The following is a 17,683-nucleotide window of genomic DNA, read 5'->3' on the forward strand; positions in this document are numbered from 1 at the left end:
AACCCACGCCTGAGCCGGAGCCCGAGCCCACCCCTGAGCCGGAACCGGAGCCCGCTCCGGACCCCCAGCCCGCCGGGGACGGTGAGGGCGAAGCCTCTGAGCCCAGCGGGGCCGGGCCTTCCGCCGCCTGAGGCGATCCTATAGAAAGAGGTCACAAGCATGTTTCAAGGTTTTTCCCAGGGAGCCGTGGACTTTCTCTGGGGCATTCGGTTCAACAATGAACGCAGCTGGTTTCTGGCCCACAAGGAGGAGTACCTGGAGCTGGTAGACGCCCCCCTGCGGGCGCTGGCCGCCCAGATGAGCGGGGCCATGACCGAGGAGTTTCCCTCCCTGGGCCTGGAGCTGAAGGTGAGCCGCATCTACCGGGACGCCCGGCGGCTCTACGGCCGGGGGCCCTACAAGGACCACATGTGGTTCAGCCTCCGCCGCCCCAGCGAGCAGGAGGGGGCCACCCCCGGCTTCTACTTTGAGATTGCCCCGGAATATTACAGCTACGGCATGGGCTGTTACGACCCCACCCCCCTCACCATGGCCAAGCTCCGCTCCCGCATCGACCGGGACCCCAAGCCCCTGGAAAAACTGGCACGGACACTGGAACGCCAGGAGGAGTTCGTGCTGGAGGGCAAGGAGTACAAGCGGCCCAAGGGCGATCCCGGCCCCCTGCTGTACCCCTGGTACAACCGCCGCCAGATCGGCCTGTCCAGCGATCACAACTGCGAGGGGCTCCTGTTCCAGCCGGAACTGGCCGGACAGATATTGAATGGGTTCCGCTTTCTGGTGCCCTACTACCAGTATCTGAAGGACTTGGCTGGGGACCCTCCTCCGGAATCCATGTAAATCAGGAAGGCACACCCCCGGGCAGAGTCCGGGGGTGTGCCTTTGTTCAAAATCACCATATATCTATTTTTGTCGGGATAATTTTTCAAGAAATTTCTAGAAAATGCTTGACATTAGCGTACTGATGTGGTACATTATGGTCAGAAAGGATGAGTCCAATGTACTAAGAAAAGCCCCAGCACCTGATGTCAAGCCCGACAGTCGAAAGCAGAAAGGCCCGAAAATCCACTTATTCAACAGCCAATCTTATACAGATGGAATTTGGCACAAAGTTACCTCTGAATGGAACCCGAGCAATCGCAAGGACTACCAGCATGAGGTTCAGAAATGGGCCATCTCCAGACAGGTCAAGTGCATGACTCAGGAAACGCGCATACCACACCCGGCAGACGAAGGACGGACAGCACCAACATCCAGTACCTCATGTATGGGGAGAGAACCGCAAGGACGGTCACAAGAGAAATGGTTGAGTGAAAGATTCCGAAAACGTCGAGCAGGCAGATGTGGCGTGTGGCGAATTGAAAGAAAGTGAGGTAACCAAATTGATGTTAGATAACAAGAACGAACAGAAATGACCCTTGGCTGCAACGGATTACGAAACGGGCAGTCAAGGGTCATTTCTTTTGTCTCAACACCCTGGCACAGCATACATCACAGGTCCAGTACCGGCGCCCGGGGGGCGCTTTTTTGCTGTCCGTTTCCGCGCCCCGGCGGTACGGGTATGGTGAGATTTCTCTTGTCTCCCGCTCCCCCTGGGAGTACAATGGAGACAATTACAAGACAGGAGGCCCCAACCATGGAGGATATGAACAAGCCGGTCGCCAATCCGGAGCTGCTGGCGGCGGTGGAGCGGATGAACCGGGAAAACAGCCGGGAGAGCCGGGAGGCGGTCTTGGACCTGGTCATCACCACGGCCCGTTTTTTGGCTCCGGTGACCATCACCCCAGCCCCCCAGGAGCAGGTTAGCGGTCAAGCCGCCCTGGGCCAGGACACCCAGATCCAGTTTCAGCTGCTGGCCAACCAGGAGGGGCAGCCCTTCTTCCCCGCCTTCACCAGCTGGGAGGAGCTGCGCAAGCTGTGCGGACCCAAGAACCAGCAGACCCTGGTGCTCACCTTTGACGACTACTCCGCCATGGTGGTGCGGGACGTGCGGGCCGCCGGGTTCGTGGTGGACCCTTTCGGCGCCTCCCTGTCCTTCGACCGTGCCATGGTGGAGCACCTGGTGGAGCGGAAGCGGCAGATGACCGGCAACTGATTTGCAAAAAGCCCGGCGCGGGAGTTCCAAACTCTTCGCCCGGGCTTTTGTTTATGGCGTTTTGATTTCTCCTGTCCAGATACCCAGTTGGGTGTAGCCTCTCAGGTCCGGTTCGCCCATGGCCCTGATGGAACCGACAATGTACCTCGTCTCTCCGTAGAATACACAGTGGTACCACACCCCGTCCTCGTCCAGCACCACCAGCTGGTCCTCCGTCCGGTACCAGACCTCCTGGGGCAGCCAATCCGGCTGGCCCAGCTTCTCCCGCAGGTCCAGGAGCACCTGGGGGCCCTGGGCATAGTTCAGCCAATTGACCATTTCCATATGCTCCCGGTACTCCGTACCCTCCCAGCTGCCGCAGTAGAAGAACAGCACCATGACCACCGCCAGCAGAAAAGACAGGGCCTCCGTCCACTCCTTCCGGGGCTTCCACCCGGCCACCCGCCGCACCCGCAGGGCGGCGTCGCACTCCCCGAAGGAGGTGAGCGCCCCCCACATGGGCTTCCCAGCCCCCAAGTCCACCAGGGTGCGGGCATATTCCCGGCGGTCCTTCGCGTTCAGTTGTTCCATCACCGCCTCGTCGCAGGCCAGTTCCATATCACGGCAGGTGAGGCGGTAAGCGATCCATAAAATGGGGTTCCACCAATAGAAGTACATGGCTGTGCTGATCACACTTTTCTGCCAGGGATGGTGCAGCCGCAGGTGCTCCAGCTCATGGCGCATCACCAGCTCCATCCGCTCCCCGGGCAGGTCGTCCTGGAGGCAGATGACGAAGCGCACCCCGTCCCCGAAGCCCTCCTCGTTGCCGAGGCGCACGAAGCTGGTGGGCAGGCCCTTGCACAGTCGGACCACCGTGTTGTCCCGGTCCACCCCGTATTTGGCCCGCTGCTCCCCGTCCATCTTCACGCCCTGAAGCCCGATCCGTTTCAGCCGTCTGGTCTGGCGGCTGTCCCACAGAAGCAGGCCGATCAGGGTACCCAGCCACACCAGCGCCACCGCTCCCTGGAAGACGGCACTGATGTGGACGGGGAACTCCGCCCCGCCGGGGAGGGCCACCGTATAGTCCCCAGGTTTCCAGACATCCGGCAAAAAAGCGGGGAGCGTGCCGTTGGAGCCTCTCTCGGTCCGCGGGATCACCAGTGCGCGGAAGGAGACGGGAAGCAGGCTTATCTTTCCGATCAACCGGTAGATTTGGGTCAGGAAGCAGGTATACCACCCCACGAACCAGATCCACACCCGCTGTCGGGGCGGCAGGAGCCGGTTGGTCACAGGGCGCAGCAGGATGAGCGCCCCGAAGGTCATGCCCATCATTAGACCGACATTGAAGAACTGGACAGCCGTCCCACTCAAAGCCGCCACCCAGAAGCTCTCCGCCAGTCTGGCTTCCAGGGCGGCGGCCACGTTATGAAGCCATGTCCCCACAGCTTACCCCTCCCCCATCTTCTCGTCGATGAGCCGTTTCAGCTCCAGCGCCTCCTGTTCCGTCAGCTTCCGCCCGCCCAGAAAGGCGGTCATAAAGGGGGACAGGCCCCCGGCCCACCGCTCCAGCTCCCGGCTCTGGTCCCGGATGGCCTGCTCCCGGGTGAGGATGGGGGTGACGGTGGCCTCCTCGTGGCGCACCGCCCCCTTGTGCTTCAGCTTGCGCAGGACGGTATAGGTGGTGCTCTTGTTCCAGCCCAGCTTCTCCCGGCACAGGGCCACCAGGCGGGTGGAGTTCACCGCTCCGCTGTCCCACAGCACCTCCATCAGCTTGTATTCGCCTTCAAACAATTTATCCATCACTTCTGTCCTCCTTCACTCCAGCCTGTCCCGGCCCCGCAGGCCGGGGAGATTTTCCGTGGAACCAGAGGTTCCCCAAGCCCTCCATGGCCGTCTCCTCTTTCGGAAGTTTATTGCGATAAACCTTTCACTTGAGGCAAGTTTATCAAAATAAACCTTTTTTGTCAATGGGAGGTACTTTCCCCGGCAAAAAATGTTTGACATTTTGGTTAGTTTATGCTAACCTATGTTTGGTTAGAGAAAGACGTCCTCCCTCCTCACACCTCCCTACTTTCTTCCACAAACAAGCATGTACGATCTCTGACCACCAGAAACGCCCGGCGGGTGCAGGCATCTCCCCCGGGCAGGCCCTGTCCGTGCCGTATACACGCGGACAGGGCTTTATTTTGTCTTTTCTCCTTCGGTGATCTGTGCTATAATCTGAAACATAAGCATTTTGTTATAAGGAGCGGCGTCCCATGTTCGTGAAAAATCCGGAATATTTCCTGACCATCGTGAAGGAACACAGCATCTCCAAGGCGGCGGAGCGTCTCTACCTGTCCCAGCCCTATTTGAGCCAATATCTGGCCAAGCTGGAAAACAGTCTGGGCGTTATCCTCCTGGACCGCTCCCACACGCCTCTGAAGCTGACCCCGGCCGGGGAGGTATTTTACGCCTATCTGGAGCGGCAGAGCTATCTGGACCGGCAGCTGGTCAGCGACCTGCGGGACCTTCAGGACAAGAAGCGCCCCACCCTCCACATCGGGGTGTCCCCCTGGCGCGGGTCCACCCTGCTGCCCGACGTGCTCCCCGCCTTTACCCAGCACTATCCCAACGTCCAGGTAGTCCTCCATGAGGCTCCCGTCCCGGAGCTGGCCCAGCTGGCTGAGGGCAACGTCACCGACTTCTGCATCATGCACATCCCCGGCGACCTGACGGAGCTTACTTACGAACTGGTCATGCGGGAGCACATCTTCCTCATCGGCCACCGGGACCACCCCCTGCTGCGTGGGCTGGACAGCACCTACGATGACCCCAAAAATTTCCGGGACCTGCGGCTGCTGGAGCATGAACGGATCATCATGCTGCCCAGCGACTGGCGGCTGTCCAAGCTGCTCCACAACACCTTCGCCGTCCTCAACGTGGAGCCCCAGAACATCCTGGTCACCACCAACAACACCACCGCCATCAACCTGGCGGCGGAGAACATGGGCTTCGCCTTCCTCCAGGAGAGCGGCATCGCCCGCACGCCTTACCTGGACCGGCTGGCCTGCTTCACCATCGGGGAGCCGCCCCTCACCTGCCCCATGGCGGTGGTCTATAAGAAAAACGGCTTCCTCTCCCCCGCCGCCCGGACTTTTATCGACTTGACCAAGGAGTATTACAGCCGCTTCGACCGCCCCAACCTGTCCTGACGGCGCTTCTTCCCGCCCAACATGAAAAAACCGGCCGCCCAGTGGGCGGCCGGTTTTTCAGGTTTTACAGGAAACTTACAGGGCCTCGATCTCTTCCTGCTCCACCACCCGGATGCCTTCGGCAGCCAGGGCGGCGGTGGCGGCGTTTTCATTGGCCACCCGGAAGATCATGTAGGCGTGGTCCACATCCTGTCCGCCCAGGAAGGCGTACATGTATTCCACATTCACCCGGGCGTCTGTGAGGACCTGGAGGACCTTGTTCAGGCCGCCGGGAGTATCGGGGATGGCCACTCCCACCACGGGGGTGACAGAGTGGATATAGCCGGCGTCCTTCAGGACAGTGGTGGCGTCATAGACATTGTTCACGATGATGCGGACGATGCCGAAGTCCTTGGTCTCCGCCAGGGACAGGGCCCGCATATCCACATTGTTCCGGGCCAGTACCCCGGTCATGCCGTAAAGGGCGCCGGGCTTGTTCTCCAGAAAGACAGAGATCTGCTTGATGCTCATGCTCTTACCCTCCTCAAACTCAAATCTTACGCTTGTCGATGACGCGGACAGCCTTGCCCTCGCTGCGGACGATGGACTTGGGAGCCACCAGGGTGACCTTGGCGGTCAGGCCCAGCATGGAGCGCAGCCCGTCCACCAGCTCCTTCTGGCGGCGGTTGATCTCGCCCAGATTGTCAGTGAACATCTCAGGAGTCATCTCCACCTGGACGTCCAGGGTGTCGGTGTTCTTCACCCGGTCCACAATGATCTGGTAGTTGGCGGAATAGCCGTGGTTCAGCAGGACGGTCTCGATCTGGGACGGGAACACGTTGACGCCGCGGATGATGAGCATGTCGTCGGAACGGCCCATGGGCTTGCACATCTTCACGTGGGTACGGCCGCAGGCGCAGGGGGTGTAGTCCAGCATGCAGATGTCGCGGGTGCGGTAGCGCAGCAGGGGGAAGGCCTCCTTGGTGATGGAGGTGAAGACCAGCTCGCCCTTGGAGCCGGCGGGCAGCACCTCGCCGGTGTCGGGGTCGATGATCTCGGCGATGAAGTGGTCCTCATTGATGTGCATGCCGGTCTGCTGGGAGCACTCGAAGGATACGCCGGGGCCGGACAGCTCGGTGAGGCCGTAGATGTCGTAGGCCTTGATGCCCAGGGTCTCCTGGATGCTCTGGCGCATCTCCTCGGACCAGGCCTCAGCACCGAAGATACCCGCCTTCAGGGGGATCTGGTCGGGGGTCAGACCCATCTCCTTCATGGTCTCGCCGATGTAGGCGGCATAGGAGGGGGTGCAGCACAGGATGGTGGCATTCAGGTCACGGATGAACATGATCTGCCGCTCGGTGTTGCCGGAGGAGGTGGGGATGGTCAGGCAGCCCACCTTGTGGGAGCCGCCGTTGAGGCCGGGGCCGCCGGTGAACAGGCCGTAGCCGTAGGACACCTGGCACACGTCCTCGTCGGTGCCGCCGGCGGCCACGATGGCCCGGGCGCAGCAGTCCTCCCACAGGTCGATGTCGTGGTGGGTGTAGAAGGCCACCACACGCTTGCCGGTAGTGCCGGAGGTGGACTGGATGCGGACGCAGTCCTTCAGGGGCTTGGCCAGCAGGCCGTAGGGATAGGCCTCACGCAGGTCGGCCTTGGTGGTGAAGGGCAGCTTGTGCAGGTCGGCCACGCCCTTGATGTCGTCGGGAGTCAGGCCCAGCTTCTCCATCTTCTTGCGGTAGTGGGGCACGTTGTCCCAGACGTGGCGCACCTGCTTGACCAGGCGCTCGTCCTGCCAGGCTCGGATCTGCTCCCGGGACGCGCATTCGATCTCGGGCTGATAATATCTTTCCATGGGGATCATTCCTTTCACTCCCGCTCACTCACACGCGGGAAATAATTTGACTCATTTTCAGGCCGAGCGCCACGCCCAACAGGCACAGAACCGCGCTCAGCAGCATGTAGGCGCCGCCCAGCAGGAGGCGTCCCCGCTGAAGCAGCCCCAGGCTCTCCAGCGAGAAGGTGGAAAAAGTGGTGAAGCCGCCGCACACGCCGGTTTTCCAAAACAGGGTCCAGCCGCCGGAGAGCCGCCCCCTTCCCGCCAGGCCTGCCACCAGGCCGATCAGGACCGCGCCCAGCAGGTTGGTGGCCAGGGTCAGGATGGGGAACTCCCCCTTGACAGGCAGCAGGCTGATCCCGTAGCGGCCCATGGCGCCCAGGGCTCCGCCCAGTCCCACCCAGAGAAGCTCCATCATGCTCAGGCGTTCTTGCCCAGGGTGAAGGCCTTCTTGTTCAGCTCCAGGAACTTGGGGGGCACCATGGCCTCCAGGGACTTGAGCCAGGCCTCCTCAGGCAGGTCGAAATAGTGGGACAGCCGGCCCATGAGGACGATGTTCACCGCCTTGGAGGACCCGGCCTCCTCGGCCAGAGCCAGACAGTCCAGAGCGTCCACCTTGGCCCCGGTGGCTTTCATCTTTTCCACCAGGTTCTCGGGATACTGGGCCGTCCCGGTGATGACAGGCATGGGGTCGATCTGCTGGGTGGAGGTGACGATCTGGCCGTCGGGCTTCAGATAGCTCAGCCAGCGGGCGGCCTCCAGCAGTTCGAAGGAGACGATGTAGTCCGCCTCGCCCTTGTCGATGACGGGGGAGGCCACCTTGTCGCCGTAGCGCACATAGGTCACCACGGAACCGCCCCGCTGGGACATGCCGTGGACCTCGGACACCTTTACGTCATAGCCCTGTTCCATGAGCAGGTGGCCCAGCAGCTTGCTGGCCAGCAGGGAACCCTGGCCGCCCACGCCCACGATCATAATATTCTTGGTTTCCATGTTCTCAGCCCTCCTTCTTGGTGCTGTGGAAGGCTTTCACGCCGCACAGCTGCTCACACACGCCGCAGCCCACGCACAGGGTGTTGTCCACATGGGCCTTGCCCTCTTTGATGGAGATGGCGGGACAGCCGATCTTCATGCAGTTCTTGCAGCCCACGCACTTGGCGGCGTCCACCGCCAGAGGGGCCTCGTGCTTGACGTACTTCAGCAGGGCACAGGGCCGGCGGGAGATGATGACGGAGGGCTCGTCGGCAGCCAGCTCCTCCTTCACCGCCTGGTCGCAGGCCTTCAGGTCGTAGGGGTCCACCACCCGCACCCGGTTGAAGCCCATGGCCTTGCACAGCTGCTCCAGGTCGATCTTGCCGGCGGGGTCGCCCTTGATGTTGTAGCCGGTGGTGGGGTTCTGCTGGTGGCCGGTCATGCCGGTGATGGAGTTGTCCAGAATGATGACGGTGGAGTTGGACTGGTTGTAGGCGATGTTGGCAAGGCCCGTCATGCCGGAGTGCATAAAGGTGGAGTCGCCGATGACGGCCACCGTCTTCCCCTCGGTCTCGGCGCCCCGTGCCTTGTTGAAGCCGTGGATGGCGGAGATGGAGGCGCCCATGCACAGGGTCATGTCCATGGCGGCCAGAGGGGCCACGGCCCCCAGAGTGTAGCAGCCGATGTCGCCCAGGACGGTGCACTTATTCTTGCTCAGGGTGTAGAACAGGCCGCGGTGGGGGCAGCCGGCGCACATGACGGGGGGACGGGGCGGGATGGCGTCCTCCAGAGCCACACCGGTATGTACGGTGCCGCCCAGCTTGGCGGCGATCAGGTTCTGGGAGAACTCGTCCTCCAGGGGCAGCACGTCCTTGCCCATGACGTCCAGGCCCAGCTGGCGGCAGTGGTTTTCAATGATGGGGTCCAGCTCCTCCACCACGGCCAGCTTGTTCACCTTGGCGGCAAAGTCCAGAATCAGCTTCACCGGCAGGGGGTTGACCATGCCCAGCTTCAGCACGGAGACGGAGTCTCCGAAGACCTCCTTCACATACTGGTAGGAGGTGGAGGAGGTGATGACGCCCAAGCCGGTGCCGCCCATCTCCACCCGGTTGACGGGGGCAGTCTCGGCCCACTCCGTCAGCTTGCGGGTGCGCTCCTCCACGAAGGGGTGGCGGCGCTTGGCGTTGCCCGGCATCATGACGTACTTGCCGATGTTCTTCTCATAGGGGCGGGTCTCGGGGACCACCCGGTCATGGAGCTCCACTAGGGACTGAGAGTGGGCGATGCGGGTGCACATTTTCAGCAGCACCGGTGTGTCAAACTCCTCGGACAGCTGGTAGGCCAGCTTGGCAAAGGCCAGGGCCTCGGCAGAGTCGGAGGGCTCCAGCATGGGCACCTTGGAGGCGATGGCGTGGTGGCGGGAGTCCTGCTCGTTCTGAGAGGAGTGCATCCCAGCGTCGTCGGCCACCCCGATGACCATACCGGCGTTGACGCCGGTGTAGGACATGGTGAACAGGGGGTCGGCGGCCACATTCAGGCCCACGTGCTTCATGGCGCAGAAGGAGCGCTTGCCCGCCAGACAGGCGCCGAAGGCCACCTCCATGGCCACCTTCTCGTTGGGAGCCCACTCGCAGTAGATGTCGTCGTACTTGGCGGCCTCCTCGGTGATCTCCGTGCTGGGAGTGCCGGGGTAGCTGGAGATCACGCAGCAGCCCGCCTCATACAGTCCCCGGGCAACGGCCGCGTTGCCCAGCATCAGTTGTTTCATATCCTTCCCTACTTTCTTCAAGATCCCGGCTGACGCCGGCGCTCAGTTTTCCTGTTTGGGTTCGCCCAGACCTTCCCGGATGATGACCTCCTGCATCACGCCGCCCGCACCGTTGTCCAGCATGGACCGCCGGACCCGACTGATGGTGGCGCTGCTGGCCCCCGTCTTGTCCAGAATATCCAGATAGACCAGCCCCTGCTGGAGGTATACCGCCACGTCGAACCGCTGCTCCAGGGAGCGCAGCTCCGTGGGGGTACACAGGTCGTCAAAGAACCGGCAGCACTCGTCCAGGTCCTTCAGCTTCAGGATGGTCTCGTACAGGGCCATGCTTCTGGCCCGTTTTTCCGCTCTTGCCATGGGTCGCGTTCCTCCTCCAAAATGATCAGTTGCTTCTTTCCGTTGGCGCTTACCTTAATATTAGCACATTAAAGCGTAAAGGTAAACAAAAACCTACACATTCTCCGGAGAAACAAAAAAACCTCTGGCCTGAACAGCCAGAGGACGGGAAATTTCCCGTGTTACCACCTCTATTTACCGCCCCCTCACGGGAAACGGCCTCGCCGGGTGTCCAACAACACCCTGTCTCTGTAACGGGAGGACCCGGTACCGTTCTACTTGGCCCGCAGGCCGTTCCTCGGACAGCTCAGGAGGTGAAATTTCAAGCCGCGCCGCCATGCCCCTCGCACCAACCGGGAACTCTCTGAATGGCAACCATCCGCGCCCTACTTTGCCTCCGTCTTTGCTTTTTCTGCATTATATACATCCGTTCTCCCCTTTGTCAAGGGGTTGCGGCGAAAAAATCCAAATCCTTAAAACTTTGAAGTTTGCAGGAAACTTTTCATCTTGCCCTTGACTTTTCCCCTGAAAACGATTATCCTTGCTTTAATGGTTTAAAGGTCAAAACTACCTGATCGGACTACATATCCGGGGCCGCCCCGGTTTGGAAAGGAACGTCGAACATCATGCCCATTACCGATCTGCTGGAACGCAACAGCAAGCTCTATGGCGAGGAGATCGCCCTGGTGGAGATCAACCCCGAGATCCAGGAGGAGCAGCGGGTGACCTGGAAGGAGTACGAACTCATCCAGCCCACCTCCACCGCCCCCTACCGCCGGGAGATCACCTGGTCCGTCTTTGACGAGAAGGCCAACCGGGTGGCCAACATGCTGCTGGGCCGCGGCATCCGCAAGGGTCAGAAGGTGGCCATCCTGCTGATGAATTGCCTGGAGTGGCTGCCCATCTACTTTGGCGTTTTGAAGGCCGGGGCCATCGCGGTGCCCCTGAACTTCCGCTACACCTCCGACGAGATCGACTACTGCGTCAAGCTGGCCGAGGCCGACGTGCTGTTTTTCGGTCCCGAGTTCATTGGCCGGATCGAGAATATCGTGTCCACCCTGGGCAAGAACCGCCTGCTTTTCTTTGTGGGCGAGACCTGCCCCTCCTTCGCCGAGGATTACCACCGGGCCACCGCCAACTGCTCCAGCGTGGCCCCCAAGGTGCTCATCGACGACGAGGACGAGGCCGCCATCTACTACTCCTCCGGCACCACCGGCTTCCCCAAGGCCATCCTGCTGAAGCACCAGGCCCTGCTCCAGTCCGCCCGGATGGAGGCCATCCACCACGAGACCACCCACGACGACGTGTTCCTGTGCATCCCGCCCCTGTATCACACCGGCGCCAAGATGCACTGGTTCGGCTCCCTGTTCACCGGCAGCCGGGCGGTGCTGCTGAAGGGCAACTCCCCCAAGGCCATCTTTGAGGCCGTGTCCCAGGAGCGCTGCACCATCGTGTGGCTGCTGGTGCCCTGGGCCCAGGACATTCTGGCCGCCCTGGACCGGGGCGATTTGAAGATCGAGGACTACCAGCTGTCCCAGTGGCGGCTGATGCACATCGGCGCCCAGCCCGTGCCCCCCTCCCTCATCAAGCACTGGCTGAGCTACTTCCCCCACCACAAATACGACACCAACTACGGCCTGTCCGAGTCCACCGGCCCGGGCTGCGTCCATCTGGGTCTGGAGAACGTCCACAAGGTGGGCGCCATCGGCGTCCCCGGCTACGGCTGGGAGGTCAAGATCGTGGACGAGCAGAACGTCCCGGTTCAGCAGGGAGATGTGGGCGAGCTGTGCGTAAAAGGCCCCGGCGTCATGGTGTGCTACTACCACAACCCGGAGGCCACCGCCGAGGTGCTGGAAAACGGCTGGCTCCACACCGGCGACATGGCCAAGCAGGACGAGGACGGCTTCATCTTCCTGGTAGACCGGAAGAAGGACGTCATCATCTCCGGCGGCGAGAACCTGTACCCCGTCCAGATCGAGGACTTCCTGACCGCCTATCCCAAGGTCCACGACGTGGCCGTCATCGGTCTGCCCGACAAGCGGCTGGGCGAGATCGCCGCCGCCATCATCCAGGTGAAGGAGGGCATGAACTGCACCGAGAGCGAGATCAACCAGTTCTGCATGGACCTGCCCCGGTACAAGCGTCCCCGGAAGATCATCTTCGCCCCCGTTCCCCGGAACGCCACCGGCAAGATCGAAAAGCCCAAGCTGCGCCAGCAGTACTGCGGCGTCCGGCTGGTGGAGGCCCAGAACAAGGCCTGACCGCCTGCCTAGGAGCCCGGCTGGCCGTTACACCGTATTCCGGACAAGGGAAGCTGCGCTGCAGCTTCCCTTGCCTTTTAATTTGCCCGCAAATTTTTTCGCCGCATCGGCCGCCCGACATGTCCACGTCGTTTCCCCGGAACAGGGCCTTGGGTCTTCCGCCCTTTTCCCCGCAAAGCTCCCTTCAAATTTCAGTTTTTCTGACCGTTTCTTTTTTCCAAAAACATGCTACAATGATACGGTCATCACACACGGTTTTCGCCGTATGCAAAAGGCGGGTGATCCAAACGGAAAATTTTATCATCGCGGTCCGCTGCGTGACCCCCATGTTCCTGACCCTGTGCGTGGGACTGCTGCTCCGCCGGGCCCACATCGTCCCCGATGAAGCCTTCCACCATCTCAGTACCATCAGCTTCCGCTCCCTGCTGCCCTGCGTGCTGTTTTATAACGTATACTCCGCCGACCTGAGCGCGGCCATCCAGCCCAAGCTGCTGCTGTTTCTGCTGCTGTGGGTGCTCGTGTGGTTTCTTGTGAACTACGCCGCCTACACCGTCTCGGTCCCCGATCCCCGCCGCCGCGGCGCTTACATTCAAAGCGCCTTCCGTTCCAATATCGCGGTGATCGGCGTCTCTCTGGCCCAGTCCATGCTCAGCCAGGAGGGTCTGGCCGCCCTGGCTTTCGCCATCAGCGTGGTGGTCCCCCTCTACAACGTGCTGGCCGTCATCACCCTGGAGACCTGCCGGGGCGGGGCCATGGACCCGGGCAAGACCCTGCGGGGCATTGTTCGCAACCCCCTGATCATCGGCTGTTTCCTGGGCGTTGTGTTTCTGTTCTCCGGTCTGCGACTGCCCTCGCCGGTGGAACAGACGGTCAGGAACCTGGGCAGCGCCGGCAGCGTCACCACCCTGCTGGCCCTGGGGGCCTCCTTTGAGCTCTCCGGCGTGGCCCAGAACCGGAAGGCCATCATACACTGTACCCTGCACCGCCTGTTGACCGCCCCGCTGCTGGGCCTCGCCGCGGCCATTCTGCTGGGCTTCCGGGGGGACGCCCTGGGGATCGTCCTGGTGTGTCTGGCCGCTCCCACCGCCTCCACAGCCTACCCCATGGCCCTGGCCTGTGACAGCGACCACCAGCTGACCGCCCAACTGGTGGTCATCACCTCCCTGCTGTGCACCTTCACCCTGTTTTGCTGGATCTTCTTTTTAAAACAGTTCGGATTGCTTTAAGCATGCAAAAACGGCGCGGAACTCTCGTTCCGCGCCGTTTTTCAATTCACATGGTTTTCCAGTTCTTCCCAGTTCAGTGCCAGATCCTCGATGTCCTGCCAGCAGGAGAATGTTTCCTCCAGTTCCTTCCAGGTCAGGTGCCAGAAAAAGTACTGGATCTCCAGATGGGGCGGCAGAATATCCTCGATGATCTTTTTCATCTGGTCAAAGCCCGCCGGCACCCCGGCCACGCCCGGGAAGGAGACTGTCACCCGCTCCACCCCCGTCTCCTCCACCTTGGCCGCGATGCCGCAGCCCGAGATGGTATCATTGACGGCCGCCAGGGTAAAGCTGTCCCCGCCGATGCGGAGCAGGGCCGCCAGGGCAGCAGCCAGCGCCCTGGGCGTATCTGCCACCGGGCGCCGGACAAACAGGCCCGCCGTCCGCTCCAGGCCCCAGCCTTCCGCCGTGGCCAGACTGGTCTCCCGCAGGTCCTCCTCCAGCGTTTCTTCCACCCCGTCCAGGGCCTCTCCCGCCCCTTCCAGCTCTCCGGCGTTGAATGGGGCGTTCAGGTCATACACACCCAGGGGGCGCAGCAGTTCCTTCAAAAATTGGGTGTAACTCACGCCATCTCCTCCAGTGTCAGGGTGCCCAGGACAGGCAGTATGTCCGCCGCCACGGCCACATCCGCCGCCGGAGTCTTGATGGCGTAGTTGCTCACGCTCTCACAGCTATAGATCAGGTTCCCCAGCTGGGCCCGCAGCACGCTCTGGCCCAGCCGCTTACCGGTAAACCAGTTTCGGAGGACCGCCTCCACCTCCGCCCGCGCCTCGGCAAAGCTCCGTCCTTCCCCGGGTTTGACCTGAACCGCCAGGTTCACCGCCGCCGTCTCCGGCGCCCGCACCTGAACGTCCACAGCGATCTCCCGCCGCTCCTGAAAGTAGGCCTCCAGCTGGTCCAGCAGGTCCTGGTCCGGCAGGCCGGCCAGGGTGGTCACCACCACGTCCACCGTCCCCACGCCCCGGGGCCGGGGGACCACGGCGGCTCCGGCCACCTGGTCAAAGGACAGCGCCTCCTTCTGATAGTAGGCGGCGTTGGCCCCGTTGGGCAGACGGCGGTAGGTGTCCAGCACCCTTGTCCGCAGCACCTCGTCTCCCTCCTGGTCTCCGCCGCCGGCACAGGCCTCGGGATTGGTGCAGGAGGCAATGCCCGCCGGCGCCACCGTCATCACCGTGATGGTCCCGGCCGCCACATTTCCGGCGGCTCCGGGGGCCAGCGCCTGGACAGGCACCTCCGCAGTCAGGCTCCCCGCCGGAATGGTCCCGTCCTGGGTCGTCTCAAAGCGGATCAGTCCCGCCGTCATACACACCGTCCCCTTGGGGATGACCCGGGGTTCCCCGGCGGTGCTTCCCGCGGTGAAGCGGACCACGCCCTGGGCTGCCGAAGCCTTTTTCCGCTCCAGCCCCCGGAGCAGGGCGTGGCGGTCCAGATACTCCCCCTCCGCCGACTGGGGAAAAGCCTGCCGCACCGTCCAGTCCGCCTGAATATAGAGGGCGCAGACCTGGGCGGCCAGGGCGTACAGCCGGACGGACAGGTCGCAGCTCGCCTCCGGCTCCAGCCCCGTCCGCTCCCCGTAGCAGGCCAGCATTTCACCATAGATCTCTTCTACTGTCTTCATTCCTTCTCACCTCGGTCATGTCAGGCTCAGGGTCACCGACAGGGCCTCTCCCCGCCAGTTCAGCCGGACCGTCAGCTCCGCCTGTTCTCCCCGGTCGGTCAGTTCCACCCCGGCCACCTGCAGGTCGGGCTCCGCTTCCAAGGCCTCGGCCACATACTGGGCCGCCATAGCCTGCCGCGCGGAGGGCCTCTCCCGGAGGATCAAGTGGAGCCTGCTGCCCAGCTGAGGCAGAAAAGGCAGGCCGCCCCGCCGGGCGGTGAGCCGGTACAGCACCCGGCCCAGTACCTCGTCGCTCCCGCTCAGGCGGCACAATCCCCCGGCCCCGTTTGGCACATAGTCTCCGTCCATGATCTTCAATTCCATGTTCAGCCCCCCAGGATCGCCGCCACGATCATGGCGATGTATTCATCCAGCGTCACTCCATTGACCCACACTGTCCCGTTAAGGTCGACGGCGCCGTCACGCAGCGCCAGGGAACAGTCCGGCCCGTCCAGGCGCACCTCTCCCGGGCGCAGGTCCTCCCCCTGCTGGGCCCGGCCCAGGATGCAGGGTGCCTCCCGTTCTCCCCCCGTCTTCACCACCAGCACCTTGTCCCCGGCGGCAGGCCGCCAGGCATATCCTCCGGGGCTGTATACGGGCAGCCAGCGCCGCTCGCCTCCCAGGTTTACCCCCGCCGGGTCTCCGCCCAGGGTGACCAGACCCACCTCAGCCGCCGCCTCCTGGACCACGGTTCGGCGGTCCCGCTCTGATGTCCACATACTCCTCACCTCATAAAGTCGAGCCTTGTTCAACGGCCCAGAATACGCCTTGTCTCACTAGTCAGCTACAGCACCAAATCAGGCGGGGCCAGCTCCAGCCTCGTCCAGTAGCCCCGGCTGTCCATCCCCGCCACGGTCCGCACCGCCCGGTACAAGCCGCAGCGGTCCCAATTGCTCCGCTGGATCCGCACCAGATCGCCCGGCCATGCGCCGAAGGGCTGGGCCACCGTCACCTCCAGCCGTTCCAGCTCCGCCGCCGAGCGGTCCAGCTGGAACTGCCCGGAGTAGCGCATGGCCTTATAGTTGCTCCGCCCCGGCATAGTAAGGACCCGCCGTGCCCGGCCGCCGTCGGCCAGAAAGGTCTTGTTCTCCACCTTCTGGACCGCGCCGCTGAACCGGTCCCGGACCAGCACCTGGGACAACACGCCGTACCGCTTATCCCGGCAGCACAGCCTGGTCACCGCCACGCCGTCCCCCACCAGCCGTTCCTGGGTGTCCGGCCAGCCGGTCAGCACCAGGCGGCCCAGGCGGTCAAACCGGGGCGTCACGCCCCCGTAGTACCGGGCGAAGTCATAGACCACCGACCATTCGCTGCTCCCGGTGGCCACAGAGAACCGGGATACCGCCGGGAGGTTGGCCCCCGGAGCCACTTGGATGCCGTACGGGGTCACATGGTCCCGCAGAATGTCCGCCTGGGTGGCGGTGCCGTAATCCTGGCCCAGGGCCTCGTTGTCCAGCAGCAGGGCTGCCATGCCCCGGCCCGACACCTCCAGCGCGCTCCCCGACTCCGACTGGGTCACCTGGCACTCATCCACCACGCCGGTAAACACCCGTTCTCCCTGCCACTGCGCGGTAAACCCCACCCAGCGGGCGGGGTCCGTCCCGCTCCCCGCCTCCCAGGGACAGCGGAGCCAAAAGCTGTCACAGGGCACGCCGGAGGTATACTCCATCTGCCATGCGGTGAGCACGGGCAATATCCACGTCTCACCTTTGGCGTCGGTCACATAGCCTCTCACCGCACCCTCACCTCGTCTCCCACCCAGATCAGATTGGGATTCTTGATCTGGGGATTCAGGGCGATTAATTCCGACAGGGAGATGCCGTAGGTCTTGGCGATGGCCCACAGGGTGTCTCCCTTCACCACCCGGTGGTACGCCGCGCCCGCGGAGGCGGAGACAGCCGCGGCGCTCGAATCCTCCTGTCCAGTGACTTTGGCGGCCATCCCGGTGTACCAGCTGTCATCCTCCCAGAAGGCGAAGGAGTACCGCACATAGTCGGGCCTAGGCTCCTGCTCCAGCCGCAGGGAGACAAAATAAGCGTTGGACGCCTGCCACAGGGGGTGGACCAGCAGGCCCGGCCCGCCGTTGTAAAAGACATTGGCCAGCTTGCCAAACTGCGCGTAGGCGTCCTCCCCCACAAATTCCCCCTCTCCCTCCATGGTCCGGTGGGTCCGTCCCAGGTCCTGGAGGTGGAACAGGCCGAAGGGGGTCTTGTGCACCGCCATCTTCCGCTCGTAGTCGATGGAGTAAACCTTTGGATTGTGGGGCCAGGTATAGTTTTTATAGCGCATGGGCGAAAGTGTCATGCCCCGATCCCTCCTAAAGAATTGTAATGCCGGGGGCCGTCC

Annotated in this window: 19 protein-coding genes; 5 read left to right on the forward strand and 14 right to left on the reverse strand. The window is 62.7% G+C overall.

The window, feature by feature from the left end:
• Window positions 1–159 precede the first annotated feature (159 nt).
• Window positions 160–837 carry a DUF2461 domain-containing protein gene (locus I6E42_RS04940; protein WP_235370822.1) on the forward strand — a complete coding sequence of 226 codons (678 nt, stop codon included), beginning with the start codon at window positions 160–162 and terminating at the stop codon, window positions 835–837.
• A 796-nt stretch (window positions 838–1,633) separates the two neighbouring features.
• Window positions 1,634–2,092: an SseB family protein gene (locus I6E42_RS04945; RefSeq protein WP_235370823.1), complete on the forward strand. Its 459-nt coding sequence runs from the start codon at window positions 1,634–1,636 to the stop codon at window positions 2,090–2,092.
• A 51-nt stretch (window positions 2,093–2,143) separates the two neighbouring features.
• Here the strand turns inward: I6E42_RS04945 and I6E42_RS04950 are convergent, their stop codons facing one another.
• Both I6E42_RS04950 and I6E42_RS04955 read right to left on the reverse strand, forming a co-directional pair.
• Window positions 2,144–3,514, reverse strand: coding sequence for a M56 family metallopeptidase (locus I6E42_RS04950; RefSeq protein WP_235370824.1), 1,371 nt, complete (start codon window positions 3,512–3,514; stop codon window positions 2,144–2,146).
• A gap of 3 nt (window positions 3,515–3,517) precedes the next feature.
• On the reverse strand, window positions 3,518–3,871 hold the full coding sequence (locus I6E42_RS04955) for a BlaI/MecI/CopY family transcriptional regulator (protein WP_235370825.1): 354 nt from the start codon (window positions 3,869–3,871) through the stop codon (window positions 3,518–3,520).
• A gap of 458 nt (window positions 3,872–4,329) precedes the next feature.
• On the opposite strand from I6E42_RS04955, the gene I6E42_RS04960 reads away from it, so the two are divergent.
• Window positions 4,330–5,265, forward strand: a complete 936-nt coding sequence (locus tag I6E42_RS04960; RefSeq protein ID WP_235370826.1) for a LysR family transcriptional regulator — start codon at window positions 4,330–4,332, stop codon at window positions 5,263–5,265.
• Between the two features lie 75 nt (window positions 5,266–5,340).
• On the opposite strand, the gene I6E42_RS04965 is transcribed toward I6E42_RS04960, so the two are convergent.
• Genes I6E42_RS04965 through I6E42_RS04990 form a run of 6 tightly spaced genes read right to left on the reverse strand, consistent with a single transcriptional unit; the run spans window position 5,341 to window position 10,175 of the window.
• The gene (locus tag I6E42_RS04965; protein WP_235370827.1) at window positions 5,341–5,775 is read right to left on the reverse strand and encodes an acetolactate synthase; all 435 of its coding nucleotides are present in this window, start codon (window positions 5,773–5,775) and stop codon (window positions 5,341–5,343) included.
• Window positions 5,776–5,794: 19 nt separating this feature from the next.
• Window positions 5,795–7,096: a phenylacetate--CoA ligase family protein gene (locus I6E42_RS04970; RefSeq protein WP_235370828.1), complete on the reverse strand. Its 1,302-nt coding sequence runs from the start codon at window positions 7,094–7,096 to the stop codon at window positions 5,795–5,797.
• A gap of 28 nt (window positions 7,097–7,124) precedes the next feature.
• Window positions 7,125–7,496, reverse strand: coding sequence for a fluoride efflux transporter CrcB (gene crcB, locus I6E42_RS04975; RefSeq protein ID WP_412761285.1), 372 nt, complete (start codon window positions 7,494–7,496; stop codon window positions 7,125–7,127).
• Between the two features lie 2 nt (window positions 7,497–7,498).
• Window positions 7,499–8,071 carry an indolepyruvate oxidoreductase subunit beta gene (locus I6E42_RS04980; RefSeq protein WP_235370829.1) on the reverse strand — a complete coding sequence of 191 codons (573 nt, stop codon included), beginning with the start codon at window positions 8,069–8,071 and terminating at the stop codon, window positions 7,499–7,501.
• A 4-nt stretch (window positions 8,072–8,075) separates the two neighbouring features.
• Window positions 8,076–9,818, reverse strand: a complete 1,743-nt coding sequence (gene iorA / locus I6E42_RS04985; protein ID WP_235370830.1) for an indolepyruvate ferredoxin oxidoreductase subunit alpha — start codon at window positions 9,816–9,818, stop codon at window positions 8,076–8,078.
• A 42-nt stretch (window positions 9,819–9,860) separates the two neighbouring features.
• Window positions 9,861–10,175, reverse strand: coding sequence for a YerC/YecD family TrpR-related protein (locus tag I6E42_RS04990; RefSeq protein ID WP_235370831.1), 315 nt, complete (start codon window positions 10,173–10,175; stop codon window positions 9,861–9,863).
• 605 nt (window positions 10,176–10,780) lie between these two features.
• On the opposite strand from I6E42_RS04990, the gene I6E42_RS04995 reads away from it, so the two are divergent.
• Window positions 10,781–12,415, forward strand: coding sequence for a class I adenylate-forming enzyme family protein (locus I6E42_RS04995; RefSeq protein ID WP_235370832.1), 1,635 nt, complete (start codon window positions 10,781–10,783; stop codon window positions 12,413–12,415).
• Window positions 12,416–12,693: 278 nt separating this feature from the next.
• The gene (locus I6E42_RS12805) at window positions 12,694–13,641 is read left to right on the forward strand and encodes an AEC family transporter (protein WP_235370833.1); all 948 of its coding nucleotides are present in this window, start codon (window positions 12,694–12,696) and stop codon (window positions 13,639–13,641) included.
• Between the two features lie 41 nt (window positions 13,642–13,682).
• On the opposite strand, the gene I6E42_RS05005 is transcribed toward I6E42_RS12805, so the two are convergent.
• The 6 genes from I6E42_RS05005 to I6E42_RS05030 all read right to left on the reverse strand — a co-directional run bounded on the left by I6E42_RS05005 (window position 13,683) and on the right by I6E42_RS05030 (window position 17,641).
• The gene (locus I6E42_RS05005) at window positions 13,683–14,246 is read right to left on the reverse strand and encodes a DUF2313 domain-containing protein (protein WP_235370834.1); all 564 of its coding nucleotides are present in this window, start codon (window positions 14,244–14,246) and stop codon (window positions 13,683–13,685) included.
• A complete protein-coding gene (locus I6E42_RS05010) occupies window positions 14,243–15,298 on the reverse strand; it encodes a baseplate J/gp47 family protein (protein WP_235370835.1) in 1,056 nt (351 codons plus the stop codon). Before I6E42_RS05010 ends, I6E42_RS05005 begins: the two co-directional genes overlap by 4 nt.
• A gap of 15 nt (window positions 15,299–15,313) precedes the next feature.
• Complete coding sequence (locus I6E42_RS05015; RefSeq protein WP_235370836.1) at window positions 15,314–15,661, reverse strand: hypothetical protein; 348 nt, start codon at window positions 15,659–15,661, stop codon at window positions 15,314–15,316.
• A 2-nt stretch (window positions 15,662–15,663) separates the two neighbouring features.
• Window positions 15,664–16,056, reverse strand: coding sequence for a DUF3540 domain-containing protein (locus I6E42_RS05020; protein WP_235370837.1), 393 nt, complete (start codon window positions 16,054–16,056; stop codon window positions 15,664–15,666).
• 65 nt (window positions 16,057–16,121) lie between these two features.
• The gene (locus I6E42_RS05025) at window positions 16,122–17,072 is read right to left on the reverse strand and encodes a hypothetical protein (protein WP_235370838.1); all 951 of its coding nucleotides are present in this window, start codon (window positions 17,070–17,072) and stop codon (window positions 16,122–16,124) included.
• Window positions 17,069–17,641, reverse strand: coding sequence for a LysM peptidoglycan-binding domain-containing protein (locus I6E42_RS05030; RefSeq protein ID WP_235370839.1), 573 nt, complete (start codon window positions 17,639–17,641; stop codon window positions 17,069–17,071). The genes I6E42_RS05025 and I6E42_RS05030 overlap by 4 nt, the downstream gene beginning before the upstream one ends.
• Window positions 17,642–17,683 lie beyond the last annotated feature (42 nt).

The organism is Pseudoflavonifractor phocaeensis (genome assembly GCF_021531815.1).
Classification (GTDB): domain Bacteria; phylum Bacillota; class Clostridia; order Oscillospirales; family Oscillospiraceae; genus Lawsonibacter; species Lawsonibacter phocaeensis_A.